Source organism: Ruegeria sp. CE9, from assembly GCF_056537425.1.
This window is the reverse complement of the sequence record NZ_JBQFRO010000005.1, coordinates 102,792-122,835: the sequence shown is the minus strand read 5'-3', so window position 1 is coordinate 122,835 and position 20,044 is coordinate 102,792. Positions and strand designations below refer to the sequence as shown.

The following is a 20,044-nucleotide window of genomic DNA, read 5'->3' as shown; positions in this document are numbered from 1 at the left end:
TTCAGGCTTTCAGATGAATGGGCAGGCGCGCACGCAGCGCGGCCTCAATTTCAGCGGGCAGGTGCGACGGTGCAGGTTGAGCCTCGATCTCGGCTACGCGAGCGATGGCGCGATCCCAAACCGTCTGCGCACCGCTTTCCAACCAGTCATTGACGCTTTGGCGATCGCCCAGAGTTGGATAGACATATTCCTTGGTCATCAGGTCCAGCGTCTGTGCCGTGCCCAAGTAGTGACCTTCACCCGTGACAACCTCTTCAATCATGTCCAGATCAATAGAGCCCTCAAACATCTCGACACCACGCACGGTGCGCAGGATGGCTCCACACATATCGTTGTCGATCACCAAAGCTTCCCTGCTGGCAGCCATGATCGAACCCAGCATTCCCACCGACAAATTGATCATGTCCGCACCGCCTTGGGCTGCCAGCGCGATGGTGTAACCCTTTTCATATCCGGATTGCGCATCCGCCGTCTTGGCATCTGTCATCCCTGCGGAAACGGTTGAGGGCAGGCCCAGGTTCAGCAACAACTGCGCAGCCGCCGCGTTTGCGACCGCGGCTTCACCAGAACCGCCGGTCATGGCCCCGGTCCGAAGATCCGAAATGAAAGGCAGAAAGGCCAGGATACAGGGGAAACCCGGCTGCATCATGTTGACCAGAACAAGACCCGCCAGCGACTCTGCCAGACCTTGCGCCAAGGCCCCCGCCAGTGACGCCGGGCTGGTCGCCCCTGCCTGCGCCGCCGAACAAATTTGCAGCGGCATGCCCAGCCGAACACATTCGCGCATCACGCCACAGGCTTCCTCGGCCAGCGTCAATGGAGGCACCACATGGCAAACCGAAGCAAAACAGAAAGGCTGAGTTTTGAAACTGCCTTCTCCACCCAGGGCTTCGTCGAACATCTCGATCACAGGCGCAACGTTGGCGGGCTCAAAGAAACTTGTGCCGATGGGTTTTGACGTTGCCTTCATCGCGGCGAAGGCCGTGTTGATGTCCAGCGTCAGCGGGTCTTCGAGATCCCGCGCCACAACCGGGCGCAACGAATAATGGATGCTGTCACTTGCGTCGACGATGCGCATCAGATCGTAGAGGTCCTGCAAGGTGCTGTCGCGAAACGAATTCGTGGCAGCATCCAATATCTGTACAGCGGCACCACCCGTCCCGATATGAACCCGACCGCCGCCGACCTCGATGCCCCGGTCGCGAACAAACCCTGGCAATTCAACCCGTTTACAGGCCTTTGCAATCACATCCTCAACAAGATCGCGCGAGAAGACTATGCGCCCATCTTCGCGTTCGGTCGCCCCGTTTTCCAGCGCCAACTCACGGATATCATTGGGCGCACCCGAAACACCGATCCGAGCCAGAATGTCAAAGGCCGTATCAGTTATATGCCTAAGCTTGGCATCATCCAGCGGCATAAAGTGTCCACCAATTGGTGGAGCTGTCATTTGAGGGGTGGTTGATTTGACACCCCGTTTGGTTCTTGTACGCCTCATGAGAGCGCCCTCGGCAAAGTTCATTTTTGCGCATCTTATGGAGGGCTTAAATTTAGCTCAATTCCATTATTTTCCATTCTTGATGAATGATATTCACTCAAAGCATTGAGCTTTTGGCGAACTCGACAATGTGATATCGCGACGGGGATTGAGGCGACTATAAGTGTCGCAGGAAATTAAGGTAAGCGCGCAGACTCTGCCGCAGCTCCCCCAAAAAGGGCACTAAACCAAATAGCCGAGATCACACTTGACCGTCAGGCGACCCAAGCAAGAATATAGCCGCGTGATTGTGGCTCAGATATCCATCCGACCTCGACAACTTGGGTCAGATTGCGCATCAAGCGTTTAGGATGTGAAAAAGTACAGCCGATGCTCAGGTTGTCTGAGCACGGCCAAACACATGGCGGAACGCTTTTGCAAAGGTGTGCAAGCCATTAAAAACCAAAGAGTTGATATGCTCGCTGCGCATCTGATGAGCTTCTAAAATCACCCGATTGAGTTCATCGTTCGACATCGCTTTGTATTCACCGTTCAGCATTTGAATACCTCAAAATGATTGTTTCACGATGATGATATAGTGAGCGCTATCAACACAGCACCGTGTTTTATCGAGAACCCGTTATGCGTATAGCGGATACCTTGCAGCCAAATTAGAATTGCGGCTGTAGCCGCTTGGTTGGATCGAGATCCTTTGCTGAGTTTCATCCTAATTTCATCTAGTATCGCGCAAGGAAACTAACGTCGCAATTGGCAACCGGGATACCGTTTCTGCACAGTTCCATCCCCATCGTTCAGTTCTGGATTAATCGTCTTACTCCAGCTCCCTGGCAGAGCTGCCAACCTTGCTGCCTGCTGAGATCGTTGCCGTCTACCGGACCGTTCCTACCGGCTGTGATTGCACATATTACCTTTGTGCGCACCAATCTGCGGGCAAAACTGGGGAACGAGAACCTTCCCGTTCTGGTCAGTGAGCGCGCCAAAACCAATCAATAAGCCCAGCACAGTTTGCCACGGTGCTCTAGGTTCTTACAAGATCACCGCGGCCCGATCTCCCTCTCAGAACAATTTTTTCAGAGGGTTAGCTGGGCAGGAATTCTTTGGCACAAATACGCAGCAGCCAATTGCGGAACTGGGTCACCGCGCGGGATCCGTCTGCGCGGTAGGAGGTCAGAAGATAATAGGCGTTGCCGGTTGGCAAGCTCAACTCGAACGGTGCAACAAGCTGCCCTTTGCGTCGACTTCCCTCTCCGAACGGGCGGCGATCCATTGCCCAACCCAAACCGCTGTGGGCCGCCTGCAATGTGTTCGAGCGATTATCCATCTCGGCGATCGGTTTCCATGAAACCTGGCTCAACCCGACGGCAGAGAACCATCGATCCCATTCATTTGCGTGGTGTCGGCTTCGGATCAGCGGCTCTGACACCATTTCTTCGGGCTGAGGGACCGATCCCCTTGCGGCGAGATACTGCGGAGAACAAACCGGCTGAATCACTTCATCAAACAGTTTGATACACCGGGCGTCTTGCGGAGGCTTGTCTGCAAAGACGATGGCCATATCAACTTCGCTGCCGCTGAGCGAGATTTCCTCGGGCATGGTGACAACGTTAACCGTTACTTCTGGTGCGGCTTCGCGCAGATGCGGCAGTTTCGGGATAAACCACATGTTGGCGAGTGACTGGAACATGTGGACCGAAACCGTCTGGTCGTTTTTGTCAGCGGTATATCGGGCAAATGTCTCATCAAGCGTGTCCAGCGCCTGACGGACGGGTTCGAAGATCACTTTGCCTTCTTCGGTCAATTCTGCGGTCTGGTTTGCGCGGCGTTTCAAAAGCGGCGCACCAACAAATGCTTCCAGCGACCGTATCTGATGGCTAACGGCCGAGGCGCTGATGTTCAGTTCTTGAGCAGCTTCCACATTGCGGCCCAAGCGGACAACAGCCTCAAACGCCCGGATTGCGGCAAAGGGCGGGATCTTGCGTGACATCTGTATCTCCGGAAACGCGTATTGCGTAAAGACTAATGCAGTTTATCCACCCATCCCAGTCCTTAGGGCTCATGTGCTATTGGTGCAAAGATCCAGCAGATGCCGCAGTTCGGATATGCTCAGATGATCGAATCCAGAGGATAATTCGTGAATTTCCCGGGCCCGCGCGCTGCCCAGAACTGGTTCAGCCAAAAGGTAGAATTTGTCCGTGATCTGCTGATCACTTAGCGGCATATCGGCATCTCCGCGAGGTGTGCGCGGAGCGCCCTCAATCTTGCGGCCGTCCTTTAACGTGATCGTCACCTGAGCCCAGCGTTTTTCGGTGCTGATGCGGGTCATCTCAGGGTCGTCGATCAGCTTGATAGAGCGGCTGACGCGCAAGATGTCCGGGTCTTGAAGTGCTTGTTTGCTTAGCTCTTCGACACCGACCTGGCCCCGAACAATCATTGCGGCGACGGGGAATGCGATCGCATAGCTGAATTCATCGGGGTTTTGTGGCTCACGCCCGGCTAGGCGTGTGGCATAGTGGAATGTGCGGATCTCAACACTATCCACTTGCTCGTGGGTGAAGCCGTGTTGCTGCATCATGTCCCGAACGGAATCCAACGAGGGATGGGCCCAACGGCAGCAGGGGTAGGCCTTATAATGCGTGTGGTCAATCAGTCGCCAACCGGCGCCAAGATCAGCCCAGTATTCGGCCCCCTGCTCGCTCTCGCATGTCAGCGCCGGGGCACCGGTAAACCCTTCCATCGCCAGATAAGCGGCTGTCACACCGGATGGCGCACCCCAGCCAACTCCGTCACGCAACATGGTCGGGTGATCAATGCAACGCATCATCTGGCTGCGCGGGCCGTGATATTCCCCAATCCCGGCTGCTTGCCGGATTTGATCTGCATCGCCGCCCAAAAGCTTGGCACCCGCTGCGGCGACTCCCACCGCAGTCCAGGCACCCGAGGTGTGATAGTCGGCGCAGGTAGCATGCTGAACAAGCCCCGCGCGATACGAAACCTCATAAGCTGTCGCCAGCAGTTCAGCGAACCGCTTACCGTCAATATTTGCGCCATGTGCCTGCGTCATGGCGATCAGCGCGGGAAAAACAGCCGATCCTGCATGCCCCTTACATGGCGTCGTACCGTCATGGGCGTCGATACTGTCAACGGTGAATGCCCCCGCCATGGCCGCGCCAACAGGGCTGACCCCGCGCCCATCCATCAGCATTTTTGCCGACCCGGATGTGCCAGAGCCAAAAATCATGGGTGCAACACGGCGTGCAATGCCTGACAGTTCGGTCGTCGACCCGACAGCCGCGACACCCATTGTATCGACAAAGGACCGACGCAGATTCCACAAGGCGGCTTCTGGCAGATCTCCGTAGGTCAATTCAGATGCGAACTGATCAAACTTTGGGGCCATCAGACCAACCTCTCCACAGCAGATTTCATACGTTTGATCCCTTCGACGATGTTCGCCTCGGACGTTGCGATCGACATGCGGAAGAACGGATCGCACGAGAAGCCCGGTCCGGGTACTACAACTGCGCCATGTTCCAGCAGATAGGCCGCAAAGTCAGTCGAACTTTTAAGTTTATGACCGTCAGGCGTAGTGCGGCCCAGCAACGCGCCACAATTTGGCATAAGATAGAACGCGCCCCCCGGTGTTTGCGTAGCCAGACCTTCGATTTCAGATAACTCGGTAAATGCAATATCGCGACGGCGTTGATAGGTATCACACCACTGTTTCAGAAAGTCCTGCGGTCCCGTCAGCGCAGCAACCGTTGCTGCCTGACTGATGGAACACGGTCCACCATTGGTCTGGCTGAACAGACTCCGGATACCTGCGGTCCACCAATTGGGACCGCCCGCAAATCCAATTCGCCAGCCGGTCATTGCATAAGATTTTGAAACACCATTGACGGTAAGAATCCGGTCACGCAGATCGGGTGCTACGGCCGCCAGAGTCGCGAATTCTGCCCCGTCGAAAATAATATGCTCATAGAGATCATCCGAGATGACGTTGACCTGAGGATGCCGCCGCAGAACTGCTGCCAAGGCTTCCAGCTCAACCGCCGAATAAACCGCTCCGGTCGGATTGGACGGAGAGCAGATCATCAAAAGCCGGGTCTTGGGTGTTATCGCCTCTTCCAGCGCCGAGGGGGTCAATTTGAACGATGTTTCTGCCGTATCCACCAGCATTGGCGTTCCACCCACGGCCTGCACCATTCCAACATGAGATGCCCAGAGCGGTACTGGCAAAATCATCTCATCCCCCGGATTCAATACCGCCTGAATGGCTGCAGCTAATAGCGGTTTGGCCCCGGAGCACACGATGATTTCAGAAGGTGCAAAGGTCAGTCCATTGTCGCGTTGAAACTTCTCGATCACAGCTGCCTTTACGGACCCTTTGCCATCGGTCGGAGTGTAACGCGTATCCCCGGCACGGATCGCCGCGATTCCAGCCTCGCAAATATGGGCAGGTGTGTCAAAATCTGGCTCACCAACCGAGAAGTCTATGAGGTCAGCACCGGACTGGCGCATTTCAAACGCTTTGTTGAACACACCAATGATCGGTGATGGTGGCAACGCATCAACCAGTTGAGACAGCATCACGACGCCTCCGCAAGATCAGCTAGTGTTTGATTTGGACCCAGGCTCTCGGGCCCAACAAGAATGTGGATGACCGACGCTTTGCCCGAAGTCAAAGCGCGTTCCAAGGCAGGGGCAAATTCAGCAGTGGTTTCCACCCGTTCACCATGTGCGCCATAGCCCTGCGCCACAACCGAAAAATCGGGGTTCTTCAACCTAGTGCCGGAAACACGACCGGGGTGCTTGCGTTCCTGATTTCCACGAATGGTGCCATACATGCCGTTGTCGACAATGATGAAAACCGGATCGAGCCCGTATTGCACTGCCGTCGCCAACTCTTGCCCGTTCATAAGAAAATCACCATCCCCGGCAATATAGACGGCTGGCGCGAAAGGGCGCGCAACCTTTGCCGCAACAGCCGCTGGTACACCCATCCCCATCGCACCCGAGATCGGAGCCAGAGCGCCCAGAAACTGACGATAGTGATAGTGGATATTGGGCCAGTCGGCGGCATTGCCTGCGCCGGTGGTCATCGTCGTCTCGGGTGGCAAGGTGGTGTTGATAACGCGCATCACTTCGGCCATGTCTACTGGGCCACGCTGTACTGGCAGATCACGCATCGCCTCATATTCGGCACGTGCATCTGCAGTGGAATGACGCTTTGCAACCGGTAGCAGTGCCAGAGATTTCGCCGCCTCGCTCGGATCAGCCAATATTGGAAGATCGGCTTGATACAGCCGCCCCAAATCCTCGGCCCCCGGTAGAATATGGATCAATTCGCAATTCGGTTGCGGAGAATTGATGAGGCTGAACTTCAGCGTAGTACCGTCATTCAACCGTGCACCCAACGCAATTACCAGATCAGCGGTTTTTGCATACGCGTTCGGCATTGGGTTGCCACCAAATCCCAAGTTGCCGATGTAGTTCGGATGATCATGTGGAAATAGACCCTGACGACGGAAACCAACTGCAACTGGAAGCCCGTGATCTTCGGCAAACCGAATTGCAGCAGCCTGCCCTTCTTTGGTCCAACAAGTCCCGCCCAACAGCAACAGCGGGCGCTCTGCCTTGGCGAGAAGCTCGATCACTTGTTCTAAGTCCGCATGCGTAGGCGCTGTGGGGGTCAGTTTCACCTGCGGTAGATCGGCGGTGTCGGTCAATTCAGCCAGCATATCCTCGGGCAACGCTAGTGCCACTGGCCCGGGACGACCGGACAGCGCCGTGCGGAATGCGCGGTTCACATATTCAGGGATGCGGGCCGGGTCATCGATTTCGGCCACCCATTTGACCATATGGCCCAGAAAGCGGCGGTAATCGACCTCTTGAAACGCTTCCTTATCGCGATGCGCGCGTGGGATTTGGCCGATCAGCAGAATCAGAGGGGTCGAGCCCTGCTGTGCAGTGTGCACCCCAATTGAGGCGTTGGTGACCCCCGGCCCACGTGTAACGAAACACACCCCGGGTTTGCCGGTGGCATCCGAATAGGCCGCCGCCATGAATGCCGCGCCACCTTCTTGCCGGGTGGTATAGTATTTCAACGTATTCGAGCAATCATGCAGCGCATCCAACGCGGCCAAATAGCTTTCGCCGGGAACGCCGAAAATGGCTTCGACGCCGTTAATCCTCAGCATGTCGATCAGAACCTGTCCACCTGTCCGCATCGCGATTTCTCCTTTTCCCATCCTTGTTTCAGCAGCGGCGCGAATCCAAAAATGAAAACCTCACGATCGGGTTGAATCAAATTCATCCCGTCGCAGGCGGATGCCAGATCGGCACTTTAAAGTTCAGTGAGCGTCGCTCAAAAAGCTCATCAAAAAAAATCAGCTGACGATGATATTGGATAATTTCTCAGCACCGTCTCGTAGCAGTTCTAGATGCGTCAACAAGCTTTCGACAGAGTGACGTTGTACCGGTGCATGAATAGAAAGCGTTGCTGCCAATCGGTCATGCCCGTCCAAAACCGGTACGGCGATTGCGACCATACCAGGCATGAATTCCTCGTCATCCGTTGAATAGGAATTCGCAAGGACTTGTCTTAGCTCGGCTCGCAGGGCTTCGGGATCTGTCAAACTGCGCTCTGTCTGGGGGGTAAGCCGTCCTGCGGACAAAAAGCCGTTCAATGTCTTTGGCCTTAATGTAGATAAGTACATCTTGCCGCTGGCTGTACAATGAAACGGTACCTGAGTGCCGATCGGCAGCTGGATTCTGAGCGGCCACTTGGTCTCGACCCTGTCGAGATAGATCATTCCTTCCCGGTCCGGGATCGCCAGGTTGCAGGTCTCGCCGACTTCGTCAGCGACACTGCGCAAGATCGCCAAACGTGCAATACGAAGATGCTCGGTCGAGATGGTGTTAACCGCAAGCTGTCGCAAACGTCGGCCTGGACCATATGAACGCCCGTCCAGATCGCGTTGGAGGAAACCCTCGGCTTCGGCTGTCTGCAGCAACCGATGTACGGTTGGTTTCGCCAGACCCAATGCATCAATCAGGTCTGACGGTTTGACGGCTGCGCCACGTTTTGCGACCTCTTCCAGGATCAGCAACAGGCGCAGGTTTGTCGGGATCTGTGTTTCTTTGTCTTGTGCATCTAGCTCGGCCATCCTGCCACATTCTAGTTATTTGGCAGCAGGATCAAGGCCAGATCGGGTACCAGCGAAACCATTATCCAGACGGACAGCAACGCAGCCAGATAAGGAACCGTATACCGCAACAGTCGGAAATACGGCACTCCGGTTACGCCAGAAGCGACATAGAGGTTCAGACCATAAGGTGGCGTGATAAAGCCGATGGATGCCCCCACAAGGAAGATCACCGAGAAATGGATCGGATCAATCCCGACCGAGGCCGCAATTGGTGCAAGGATCGGAGCAAGGATGATGGTCACCGGAAGGCTCTCAAGCACCATGCCTGAAAAGAAGACAATCACCATCGACGTGAACAGAACAGCATAGTATCCGCCCATCGACGTTACGAAATCCCCAATTGTTTGCTGTGCACCAAGCAGAGACAGGATTTGCTGCATCACCACCGATACGGCAATCAGCGGTGCGAGAATGCCGGTGATCTGAGCCGAACGGATAACGATCGAGGGTATCTCGGGGATAGTAAACCCTTCGACCACGAACATCTCGGCAAAGCTTTTCTCGGTTGGTGGAATGTCGTTCCGCGCGCCCATGATCCGGTTGATCGGATAGCTGACCAGACCGGCAATGACACAGAACCCGACGGTTACACCAGCCGCCTCGGTCGGTGAGAATTTGCCCGTGTAGATTCCCCACAAAACCAGACCGATGGCGAAGAAACCCAGCCATGCACCGAATGCGGTTTTCAGAATGCGGTTCAGTTGCAGCGGGATCAGGTGGCCCCAGCCATTCATGCGGCAGATGATCCAGCATGCCAGTTGCATACCCATGACCATCAGTGCCCCAGGCAAAATGCCAGCCACGAATAATTCGGAAATCGGCAGGTTCATGAGGAACCCGTAAACGATGAAGATAATCGAAGGCGGGATGATGATCCCCACGGTACCACCTGCAGCCGCTGTCGCTGCACTGAACCTCTCATCATAACCACCCTTGACCATCTCGGGGTGCAACATCGATCCGATCGTCGCTGTAGTAGCAGAGTTTGACCCCGAGATTGCAGCGAACAGACCGCAGGCCCCCAGCGACGCCATTGCCAAGCCGCCGCGTATCCAGCCAAGACAGGCATAGGCGAAATCGCTCAGTCGCCGCGCGATACCGGATTTGTTGATCAGGTCGCCGGTCAGGATGAACAGCGGCATTGCAAGCAGGGCAAAGCCCTTGTTGAACACGTTCAACAACTCCGCGCCCATATTGTCCAGCGTCAGGCCCAGAACGAACGAGCAGCCAATCACCCAGTACCCAATGACCAGGAAGACTGGGACCCCCAGCATGAATAAAAAGGTGACCCCTAAAGAGATCAGCGTAACCAAAGTTCCATCTGCCATCAGTCTGCCCCAATCACAGCTTGTTTGATGAGCGGTTCGCCCGTTCTCCAATTGTGAAGATCATCCGCGAGGTTCTGGAACACACGCCCTACCATCAGAAAAAACGACAACGGCGCGGCCAGCAAAAACCACCACTGCATGACATTGTCGGTGCCCAGAACGATCTGAAAGTTTGAGGCCGAAAGGGCCACCAAACGTGAGGTCGTAACGATGATAATGACGGCGAAGATGAACCATAATATCGCGTCCAGGAACAGACATGCCAATTGCCCGCCGCGCGGCATGGCGGTGCGAAATTCACTGAAGCTAAGGTGCGTGCGCAGTCTTACGTTGTAAGACGCCCCAAACCAAGCCATGACCATGAACAGAAGCGGAGGAATTGTGGTGGACCAAGGCTCTTGGTCATTAAAGACAAAGCGATCAATGACCCCCCAAAAGATGATCAGTGCGATGGCCAGATAGGAATAGACCATCACCGATCGCTCAAGGTGGCGCTCGATGAATGGTGAGGCACGATACAGAGCCAACACTGCAAGTCCGCCGATCGCAGCAACCACCGCACCGACCACCCAGGCAGCATTTGATTGTAAGGCGGATTGAATCTCAAACGAATCCTGACTCAGAAATGCACCAAAAATCGTACCGATGTCTGCCCAAAGAGACATTGCACCTTCCCTCCCATCTCGTCTTCTTGTGTTAATTCGGGCGGTCCTGATCCAAGACCGCCCAAATTATCCGCTATCTTAGGACTTCCACCAACGGCGCGGTTCGACGTTTTCCGGCAGTGTATCTGCAGGGATTTCTCGCGCAATGTCGTAGATTTCCTGGTAGGTATCGATGCCACCAGCCCATTTGTTCAGACGCTCACGCCACTGTGCCCAAGGTTCTGGATTGTAATTCGGAGCGCACATTTCTTCGGCCAGTTTGATCTGATCATCCGGCAGGAAGGCCGGACGTACGCCGTTTTCAGCGAAGATCGTATCCGGAAGCTGCGGCTCCGAGAAACCAACTGTATTCAACAGCGCCGCTTCGTTTGCGCCCTGAATCAGAGCTTGCGTGAAATATGAGGATTCCATAACCGCATCCTGCAATTCACCGCTCAGCCCATCAAAGACTTTGGCCGACATTGACGTATGTTCGGTTCCGCAGAAGAACTTGAGGTTCACAGATTGTGACACAACAGGCGCCATGTTGGCATATGCCACGGCCGAGGCCCAGGTTTCTGCACCATCAATCAAACCGGTTTTCAGTGCGTCCAGTGTCTCTTCCCAAGCCACGGGCACCGGGTTCAGGTTCAGCAGCTGCATTGCAATGCGGCCAAGCTGTGTCCCTGTCACGCGGTTTTTCGTGCCGAACAGCTCTTCCAGCTTGGTGACCGTCGGCTTGTCAGAGAATGTCGAACCCATCTGCAGGCCACGCAGTTCACAGTGCGTAAACAGGAACTTCAGCCCGTGCCGTTTTTCCAAAGGCTCGCGCAGAATGCGCTGGCTTTCGGGGCTATAGAAGAAGTGATACTGAGCCGCGCGGCTGGGGAACATATAAGCGTAGTCCAAGACGTTCAGATACGGCGCGCCACCGGCTGAGTTCTGCGTCGAGGCTGCGTAGATGTCGACGATACCCTGCTGGGTTTTCTCAACACAGCTCAGCTGGCCGCAGATCTGGTTGTCGCCAATGAACTCAATGCGAATCTCTCCGTCAGTGCGTTCTTCAAGATCACGCGCGAATTCGATCGCACCGGCACGCTCGATGAGCAGATTTCGTGTGTTGAAGCCCGAGGCACCAAATTTCAGCGTGTGCTTGGCTTCTTTCGAGAACCGTTTTTCGTAAGTTGATTCAGCAGCTTGAGCCAGATTTGCGAGGCTCATCGCGCCCCCGAAACCTCCTGCCGCCAACAAAGTGGAACTCATGCCATAGCGGCCTGCGACCCGGAAAAAATCCCGACGCGAAATACCGCTCAGTTTCTTACCGATCTCCATTGCTTACCTCCCTGATAGCAAAAAATGAGACGTTTAGTATCAAAAAAGCTAGCTTAAAAGACTCAAATTGTATAGATGTTTTTCGACTCAAATGATGAGGGACCGAAATGGAGATAACGGGCGCTTCTGTCTTCTTAGGCTTTTCCATTCACAGACTAAAGTGTCGAATACGGTCTCGCCTCGCAGAAAACCTGCGTTTCTCTCAACGCTCCCACTGCCAAAAATTCGGTTTCAGAAATGTCGTATGACTACATCATCGTAGGTGCAGGTTCTGCCGGATGCGTGATCGCGAACAGGCTGTCTGCCGATCCCAATATCCGTGTCTTGCTACTGGAAGCAGGCGGTAGAGATTTGAACCCCTGGATCCATATTCCGGTTGGATATTTCAAAACGCTCCACAATCCCAAAACGGACTGGTGCTATAAGTCTGAACCCGATCCCGGCTTGAACAATCGCTCGCTTGATTGGCCGCGCGGCAAAGTGTTGGGCGGTTCGTCCTCGATCAATGGGTTGCTCTATGTACGCGGGCAGAAGGAGGACTATAGCCGTTGGGCCCAAATGGGTAACACCGGTTGGTCCTGGGATGACGTGTTACCACTGTTCAAGCGATCAGAAAGCCACGAAGAATCCGACTCTGACCTACATGGCAAGGACGGCGAACTGGCCGTTTCGCTGATCCGCGCCAAATCCAAGATCTCAGAAGCGTTCATCGATGCCGCAGTCGAAATGGGTGTGCCACGAACCGACGATTATAACGGGAACACTCAAGAGGGCGCGGGGTATTTTCATCAAACAGCAAAGGGTGGATTCCGTTGCTCATCGGCCAAAGCATTTTTGACGCCAATCAAGGACAGCCGGAACAACCTCGACATCGAAACCCACGCCCACGCAAAGGGTTTGTTATTCGCGACCGATGAACCCCGGACTGTGACAGGCATTGCCTATGACCGGAAAGGCACCCCGCAGAAGGCATTGCTGAATCCGGGTGGAGAAGTCATTTTGTCGGCCGGGGCAATCGGCTCACCGCAACTTCTTGAAATCTCGGGCATTGGCAACCCCGAGGTGTTGCAAGCAGCTGGGATCGAGACCCGCCATGAACTGCTAGGTGTCGGCGAGAACCTCCAAGATCACCTGCAGATACGACTGGTTTACGAAGTCAACGTGCCGACCTTGAATGATGCGATCAACAACTTGATCAACCGTGCAGGTATCGGCATCGAATACGCCCTGCGCCGGACGGGGCCGATGAGCCTTGGCGCGTCTCAGGTCGCTATATTTGCCAAGTCGATGGAAGGGCTGGACACTCCAGACATTCAATTCCATTTCCAACCACTTTCGGCCGACAAGCCCGGGATTGAAATGCATCCGTTCTCGGGTTTCACATCCTCCGTTTGTCAGCTACGCCCCGAAAGCCGGGGTCATATTCACGTCTCGTCTCCGGACGCGCATGTTTATCCGAAAATTGTGCCAAACTATCTGTCCGCGACAGCAGACCAACTCTGCGCGATCCGTGCCGTCAAATTCGCGCGCGCCATGACTAAAACCAAGGCGCTGTCGCCTTTCATTGTGCGCGAACATGTTCCCGAAGGTCGGGTCGAAACAGACGAAGAACACCTTGAAACGGCACGCGATTTGGCTCAGACAATTTACCACCCGACGTCGACCTGCAAAATGGGTATCGATGACATGGCGGTGGTGGATCCGCGACTTCGCGTTCACGGGATTGCCGGTTTGCGCGTAGCAGACGCCTCGATCATGCCTGACATCATCAGCGGGAATACCAATGCACCCTCGATCATGATTGGTGAGAAATGTAGCGATCTTGTTCTGGAAGACCGCAAGCAATCGGTTTGATCGCTTTGATGCAATCGTTCAGGGCGGCAACTGATCTAATTGCCCCCGACAACGCGCCTGCTTTTCTTAGCAAATGCTCAGCATCCATATTGGTAAACTGGGCTACGACGATACTGAACGGCCGCATTAAGTTCTAAACTGATACGGCCTGCAAAGCCTCATCACGAGTCAGATTTGCGCGGATATCGTTTGCAATGACTTCGCCCCTGCGCAGCACGACAAGACGGTCGGCAAGATCATATGCAAAATCGAAATACTGTTCGACTAGGACAATTGCCATTTCGCCGCTTGTTCTCAGATGCCGTATCACCTCACCTATTTGTTGGATGATGTTGGGCTGAATGCCTTCTGTGGGTTCGTCCAACAGCAAAAGCCTGGGCTTTGTAATCAGCGCGCGCGCAATCGCAAGTTGCTGCTGTTGCCCGCCGGAAAGATCACCCCCGCGACGGTTGTGCATCTTCTTGAGGACAGGGAACAAATCAAAAATCTCATCCGGGATGAAGTGTTCGTCAGATGGCAGACAAGCAAAACCGGTTTCCAGGTTTTCACGTACCGAGAGCAATGGAAATATTTCCCGACCCTGCGGAACATAGGCGACGCCTTTCCATGCCATCTGGTGTGCGGATAATCGGGGTAAGCTTTCTCCGTTCAGCGAGATGTCACCACCCGAGCGTGGATGCGTTCCCGATATCGCTTTCATCAAGCTGGTTTTCCCAACACCATTGGTTCCCATCACGCAAGTCACCTCTCCGGTCGCGGCCTCCATCGAAATGCCGTTAAGGATTTGCGAATGCCCATAATGCAGGGTCAGGTTGGTCAGTTTCAGCATCGCTTAGCGTCCTAGATAAACGTCGATGACGTCTTGATTTGAAGTGACGTGATCCAGTGAACCCTCTGCCAAAACCGATCCTTCGTGTAGGACCGTGACCTTGCAGTTCAGGCGGCGGACAAATTCCATGTCGTGTTCCACCACAACCACGGCGCGGGTCTTGGCGGCCTGCACCAGCAGGTCGGTCGTATGTTCGCGTTCTTGTGGCGTCATCCCGGCGGCAGGTTCGTCGACCAGCAACAGGCGGGGTTCTTGTGCCAATAACATCCCTATTTCCAACCACTGCTTCTGACCGTGGCTGAGTTCACCGGATTTGCGATTCAACTCCTCCTTCAGCCCGATCTCTGCAGCCAACTCCTCAACCTGCTTCAGATCCTCCGCTGACGGACGATAAAACAGAACCCCGAGCCAACCGCGCTTGTTTTTAAGAGCCATCAGCAGGTTTTCCTGCACAGTCTGGTCTTCGAACACTGTCGGTTTCTGAAATTTCCTGCCGATGCCTATCTGTGCAATTTTCGCCTCGCTCATTCGTAGCAACGATATGGATTTCTCGCCCCAGATCACGTGGCCGTCGTCGGGTCGGGTCTTGCCGGTGACGATGTCCATGAAAGTCGTCTTGCCTGCCCCATTGGGCCCAATCACGGCACGAAGTTCCGCATTACCAATCTGGAACGACAGGTTGTTGATGGCACGAAAACCGTCGAACGTGACAGATACACCACTGACTTCTAACAAAGTGCTCATTCGGTGGCCTCCTTCTCGCGCAGCGCCCCATCGTCAGGCCCAAGGTCCGCACCGTGGCGCTGCGGCGCGCGGCGATTGGTCCAGAGATCGAAAAGGCCTCCGATGCCCTGCGGGGCGAACAGAGTGACTAGCACAAATGACACGCCCAGCAGGACCTGCCACCAGTCGACCCATTTGATCGTATAAAAGCCTAACGGGATATCGGGGGCCTGCCCGCCGGTGAACCACGTGCTCAGCAGGCTGACGAAAGCTGCACCTATGACCGCGCCGTACAGTCGACCACGCCCGCCGATGGCAACCCAAACGGCCAGATAGATCGACGCGATGGGCGCCATTTCTTCGGGGTTGATGATGCCCGCCTGTGGGTAATAGAGCGCCCCCGCGATGGCAGCAATACAGCCTGTCAAAGTGAACACGGCCAGCTTGTAGACCTCGACCGAATATCCGAGGAACCGCACCCGTGCCTCGTTGTCGCGAATACCACGAATGACTGAGCCGAACTTGCCTGATACGATCCACGCAGCCAGCATATAGCCCAGCCCCAAGGCTAGCGCCGAGGCCCAGAGGAACCAGACCGACACCACATCCTGCGAGGCTGTGACACCCGGCAGGTTCTGCAAGCCAGATAAGCCATTATTGCCGCGTAAGCCGCTGTCATTCTGGAACAGGTACAGGGCCAGCGCCAAGGTCATCGCTTGGGTAAGGATCGACAGGTACACGCCCGTCACTCGGCTTCGGAAGGCGAGCCATCCGAAGAATAGCGCCAGAAGACCCGGCACCAGTACCACCAGCGCCAGTTGCAGGAACAGGCTGTCCGAGAAGACCCAGATAAATGGAAATTCTGATGACCCGACGACGCCGAAAATCTGTGTGCCGATAGAGTCCACGACCTCGGAAGGTGTGGGTGGGATTTCGGCTTGCGATAGTGACTCGACCACTATCAGGCGCGTGCGCTCGTACATCAACCACATGCCAATCATGTACCCGCCCAACCCGAAAAAGGCGAAATGACCCAGAGACAGGATGCCGGTGAACCCCCAGACCAGATCCATCGCCACCGCGATCAGACAAAGGCACAAGGTTTTGCCTAGCGTTTTGACGAAGCTGGTCGAGATCACACCGATCCCGAACCCTTCGGACAGGACGGTCACGCCCAAAGTGAACAGGGACAGGATGGCCAGAAAGACCAGCACGGATGGATATTTGGCGACAAAACTGCGTTCCATGGCTCAATCCCCCGCCGCGCGACCTTTGAGGGCGATGATGCCTCTTGGCCGGAACTGAATGAAAATGATGATGAAAACGATCATATAGGTTTGCGCGGCCAGGGTGTTCGAAGGGTTGGCCCATTCGATCCCTTTCTGCAGAAAACCGATCATACCCGCGCCCGCCAGAGCACCCCAGATGTTGCCGACACCACCGACGACGACCGTCATGAAGCTCTGCACGATGTAATCGCTGCCCAGGTCCGAGGTGACTTTGGCGAACAGACCAATCGCGACCCCGGCAATCCCGGCGATACCCGAACCCAGCCCGAATGTCAGCATATTCACCCGCTCCGGGTTGATCCCCATCGACCCGGCCATGCGTGGATTCTGGGTCACAGCGCGCATCTCAAGCCCCAGCCGGGTGCGTTTCATGATGTACAGAAACAGCCCCAGAAAGATCATCGCCAGCACAAAGATCGCGATACGGATATAACTGATCGAGACCACATCGTTCAGCACCCAGGCCCCATCCAGCCAGCCCGGCGCGGTCAGCGGGCGCGCCTGCGTGCCGAAAATGTTCTTGGCCAGCTGTTGCAATGCGATCGAGATGCCAAACGTCGCCAGCAGAGTCTCCAGTGGGCGTGAATACAACCAACGGATCACCAGCCGCTCCATCGCGACACCCATTGCGAAAGTGACGGCAAAAGCCATCGGGATGGCAACGATGATCGAAAGCGTGTGGTCGGAGATGAACTGTTGTACGACGTAACCGGTGTAGGCACCCATCATAATGAACTCGCCATGGGCCATGTTAATGACGCCCATCACACCAAAGGTGATGGCCAGACCGATGGCGGCAAGGAAATAGATCGAGGCCAGAGAAATTGCGTCCAGCGTTAGATCGAGGGTTTGGTTCAGGCCGACCTTCAACTCGATCTGTTCCAGTGCCAGCACTGCGGCAGCGGTCACTTCGGGTGAGGGCTCGGTGTAGATATCAAAGAACACATGTTCAGCCAGTGCCGTATCTATGTCGGCCTCGGTCACCAAGGCGGGTACAACACCGGCCTCGGCCAAAGCCGCATAGGCCCGAGCGCGCGCGGCGTCCGTATTCAGTTGCGCGACCGGGATGTCACCAACGCGGCCACCCTCAATATTGGCCGCAAGAGCTGCTCGGATATCATCTGGTGGAACCTGCGGGGATGCTAGATCATCAGTGACCAGCAAGTTATAGGCTTCATCGCGCGACAATTCGCTGGAACCCGGCTCCAATACGGCAGCGATATTCGCAGCAGATGGAAGTTCGGCTGCCGCCTGTCGCATCGTAGCGATCAGTGGGTTCAACGCGCCACGGACGTCGACGCCAAGATCGTCAGACATTTGCTTAATCGCGGCCACGCGCGCCGTGGTATCGGCGTCATATCCAATCGTCAGCAGCCGTTCGAGGCGTTGTTTCTGGGCTTTCAGGTCCGCCTCGGGTTCATCGGCAATCGACGCTCGTAAAGGCTCCAGCAAGGCCCGTTCGGGATCGCGTTGGATGGATTGCAAAGCGGCCAGCCGCCGAGCGCGGTCTGGATCAGTCAGTTGGAACTGCACCAGAGCAGTTCCGATCATCGCGCGAATGCCGCTATTGGGTTTCAATTGCTTCAGATCGGACTTCTCAAACGTGCCGACAACCTCTCCGGTATCGAAATCAGTTAGCTCATAAGACCTTCCTTCACCCTTCTTGCCGGCAAAGAACAAGCCGTCTGACTTGCGCATCCACATGTTCTTGGCAGCCCATGTCTCAAGCATCACTTGCGCCTGAGGCAACCCACTGGAGGCAATCGCATCAATCGCGGGTCCAATCGTCTTGCGTGCGCTTTTGGCGATGATCTCTTGATGCTCTTGTAGGATCGGTTGCAGACCGCCCTGTTGCGCGTTGGCGGTCAGGCAGGCGCACAGGAATGCGAGGCCCACAAGGAATAGTCGTAACATATGGTGAAATCCGAGGTGTCTTTAGGGCAAGGCGGGCATTACACCCGCCTTGCATGTCGTTTAGTAGTTCGACAGTGTCTGAACGCAGGTCTCGGTCTCAGTGTTGTACATACCGCAGCCCAGTTCTTTCCAATCCGATATCAAGACTGCCGATTCCGGCAGGAAGTCAGTCCAGGCGTCGCCCGGCACAACTTCGGTCTCGCTGATGATGTCGAACTGACCGTCTTCCTGAATTTCACCGATCAGAACCGGCTTGGCGAGGTGGTGGTTCGGCAGCATGACTGCAGTGCCACCGGTCAGGTTCGGAAACTCCTGCCCATACATCGCCGCGCGGACGTCATCGACTTTGGTCGATCCGGCCTCGGTCGCCGCGTTGACCCACATATTGAAGCCGATGTAATGCGCTTCCATCGGGTCGTTGGTCACACGCTCGTCACCCATGGTGGCTTTCCAAGTGTCAACGAATTCAGCATTAGCTTCGGTATCCGCCGACTGGAAGTAGTTCCACGCGGCCAGATGACCGACCAAGTTAGTGGTGTCGAGACCCGACAACTCTTCCTCGCCGACCGAGAAGGCCACGACAGGAATGTCATCAGCCGAAACGCCAGTGGCGGCCAGCTCTTTATAGAAACCGATATTCGCGTCACCATTGATGGTCGAGATCACGCCAACCTTTTTGCCGTCAGCACCCAGCGCGACAACGTCAGCAACGATTTTGGACCAGTCGGAATGGCCGAACGGGGTATAGTTTACGAAGATATCGTCATCCGCGACGCCCTTTTGCGTCAGGTAGCTTTCCAGAATGTTGTTGGTGGTGCGAGGGTAGACATAGTCAGTGCCAAGCAGCGCGAATTTCTCAACACCCAGCTCGTCCAGGAAGTAATCAGTGGCGGGGATCGCCTGCTGGTTCGGGGCTGCCCCCGTGTAAAACACGTTCTTTGAGGATTCTTCGCCCTCATACTGAACCGGATAGAACAGGAGGCCATTCAACTCTTCAATAACCGGCAGGACCGACTTGCGGCTTACTGAAGTCCAGTTGCCAAAGATGACGTCAACCTCGTGCACTGTAAGCAGTTCGCGCGCTTTTTCGGCAAACAGCGGCCAGTCAGATGCAGGGTCGACAACAACGGCCTCAAGTTGTTTCCCAAGCAATCCACCCTTGGCGTTTTGCTGATCGATCAACATCAGCATTGTATCTTTCAGAGTGGTTTCCGAAATCGCCATCGTGCCCGATAGCGAGTGCAGAACACCCACTTTGATGGTGTCTTCCGCTGAAAGCGCAGCGGTGGCCATGGCAGCAAATACAACCGATCCGGCGAGCGAGGATTTGAGAGAGGTCATGTCATTCTCCTGACGGGGCCGGGAGAGAGGGCTTGCGTCGTGACGCATTCTTCTTCTACCTGATCCCCGCAACTGTTGTTGCGT

16 protein-coding genes are annotated in these 20,044 nt (G+C 55.3%); 1 reads left to right on the top strand and 15 read right to left on the bottom strand.

Annotated elements, in window-relative coordinates:
• Nucleotide 1 precedes the first annotated feature (1 nt).
• From ACR0B3_RS11635 to ACR0B3_RS11590, 10 genes are all read right to left on the bottom strand, one after another.
• Nucleotides 2–1,498 carry a trimethylamine methyltransferase family protein gene (locus ACR0B3_RS11635; RefSeq protein ID WP_480809214.1) on the bottom strand — a complete coding sequence of 499 codons (1,497 nt, stop codon included), beginning with the start codon at nucleotides 1,496–1,498 and terminating at the stop codon, nucleotides 2–4.
• Between the two features lie 373 nt (nucleotides 1,499–1,871).
• Nucleotides 1,872–2,036 carry an RSP_7527 family protein gene (locus ACR0B3_RS11630; protein WP_480809213.1) on the bottom strand — a complete coding sequence of 55 codons (165 nt, stop codon included), beginning with the start codon at nucleotides 2,034–2,036 and terminating at the stop codon, nucleotides 1,872–1,874.
• 540 nt (nucleotides 2,037–2,576) lie between these two features.
• Complete coding sequence (locus ACR0B3_RS11625) at nucleotides 2,577–3,482, bottom strand: LysR substrate-binding domain-containing protein (RefSeq protein ID WP_480809212.1); 906 nt, start codon at nucleotides 3,480–3,482, stop codon at nucleotides 2,577–2,579.
• Nucleotides 3,483–3,551: 69 nt separating this feature from the next.
• Nucleotides 3,552–4,895 (bottom strand): MmgE/PrpD family protein, encoded by a 1,344-nt coding sequence (locus ACR0B3_RS11620; RefSeq protein ID WP_480809211.1) that lies wholly within the window; start codon nucleotides 4,893–4,895, stop codon nucleotides 3,552–3,554.
• A complete protein-coding gene (locus ACR0B3_RS11615) occupies nucleotides 4,895–6,085 on the bottom strand; it encodes a pyridoxal phosphate-dependent aminotransferase (protein ID WP_480809210.1) in 1,191 nt (396 codons plus the stop codon). The genes ACR0B3_RS11620 and ACR0B3_RS11615 overlap by 1 nt, the downstream gene beginning before the upstream one ends.
• On the bottom strand, nucleotides 6,085–7,725 hold the full coding sequence (locus ACR0B3_RS11610; RefSeq protein ID WP_480809209.1) for a thiamine pyrophosphate-dependent enzyme: 1,641 nt from the start codon (nucleotides 7,723–7,725) through the stop codon (nucleotides 6,085–6,087). Before ACR0B3_RS11610 ends, ACR0B3_RS11615 begins: the two co-directional genes overlap by 1 nt.
• Before the next feature lie 159 nt (nucleotides 7,726–7,884).
• Entirely contained in the window at nucleotides 7,885–8,664 is a 780-nt protein-coding gene (locus ACR0B3_RS11605) for an IclR family transcriptional regulator (RefSeq protein ID WP_480809208.1), read from the bottom strand.
• An 11-nt stretch (nucleotides 8,665–8,675) separates the two neighbouring features.
• Entirely contained in the window at nucleotides 8,676–10,034 is a 1,359-nt protein-coding gene (locus ACR0B3_RS11600; RefSeq protein WP_170687651.1) for a TRAP transporter large permease, read from the bottom strand.
• Entirely contained in the window at nucleotides 10,034–10,699 is a 666-nt protein-coding gene (locus ACR0B3_RS11595) for a TRAP transporter small permease subunit (protein ID WP_170687650.1), read from the bottom strand. The genes ACR0B3_RS11600 and ACR0B3_RS11595 overlap by 1 nt, the downstream gene beginning before the upstream one ends.
• Before the next feature lie 78 nt (nucleotides 10,700–10,777).
• Nucleotides 10,778–12,010 carry a TRAP transporter substrate-binding protein gene (locus ACR0B3_RS11590; protein WP_170687649.1) on the bottom strand — a complete coding sequence of 411 codons (1,233 nt, stop codon included), beginning with the start codon at nucleotides 12,008–12,010 and terminating at the stop codon, nucleotides 10,778–10,780.
• A gap of 237 nt (nucleotides 12,011–12,247) precedes the next feature.
• Between ACR0B3_RS11590 and ACR0B3_RS11585 the strand changes: the two genes are divergently transcribed.
• Nucleotides 12,248–13,864 (top strand): GMC family oxidoreductase, encoded by a 1,617-nt coding sequence (locus ACR0B3_RS11585; protein ID WP_480809207.1) that lies wholly within the window; start codon nucleotides 12,248–12,250, stop codon nucleotides 13,862–13,864.
• Between the two features lie 133 nt (nucleotides 13,865–13,997).
• Here the strand turns inward: ACR0B3_RS11585 and urtE are convergent, their stop codons facing one another.
• Genes urtE through urtA form a run of 5 tightly spaced genes read right to left on the bottom strand, consistent with a single transcriptional unit; the run spans nucleotide 13,998 to nucleotide 19,960 of the window.
• A complete protein-coding gene (gene urtE, locus ACR0B3_RS11580; protein ID WP_480809206.1) occupies nucleotides 13,998–14,693 on the bottom strand; it encodes an urea ABC transporter ATP-binding subunit UrtE in 696 nt (231 codons plus the stop codon).
• Between the two features lie 3 nt (nucleotides 14,694–14,696).
• Nucleotides 14,697–15,437 (bottom strand): urea ABC transporter ATP-binding protein UrtD, encoded by a 741-nt coding sequence (urtD, locus tag ACR0B3_RS11575; protein ID WP_480809205.1) that lies wholly within the window; start codon nucleotides 15,435–15,437, stop codon nucleotides 14,697–14,699.
• Nucleotides 15,434–16,663, bottom strand: a complete 1,230-nt coding sequence (gene urtC / locus ACR0B3_RS11570) for an urea ABC transporter permease subunit UrtC (protein WP_480809204.1) — start codon at nucleotides 16,661–16,663, stop codon at nucleotides 15,434–15,436. The genes urtD and urtC overlap by 4 nt, the downstream gene beginning before the upstream one ends.
• 3 nt (nucleotides 16,664–16,666) lie before the next feature.
• Nucleotides 16,667–18,619 (bottom strand): urea ABC transporter permease subunit UrtB, encoded by a 1,953-nt coding sequence (urtB, locus tag ACR0B3_RS11565; RefSeq protein WP_480809203.1) that lies wholly within the window; start codon nucleotides 18,617–18,619, stop codon nucleotides 16,667–16,669.
• Between the two features lie 60 nt (nucleotides 18,620–18,679).
• The gene (urtA, locus tag ACR0B3_RS11560; RefSeq protein WP_480809202.1) at nucleotides 18,680–19,960 is read right to left on the bottom strand and encodes an urea ABC transporter substrate-binding protein; all 1,281 of its coding nucleotides are present in this window, start codon (nucleotides 19,958–19,960) and stop codon (nucleotides 18,680–18,682) included.
• Between the last annotated feature and the right edge of the window lie 84 nt (nucleotides 19,961–20,044).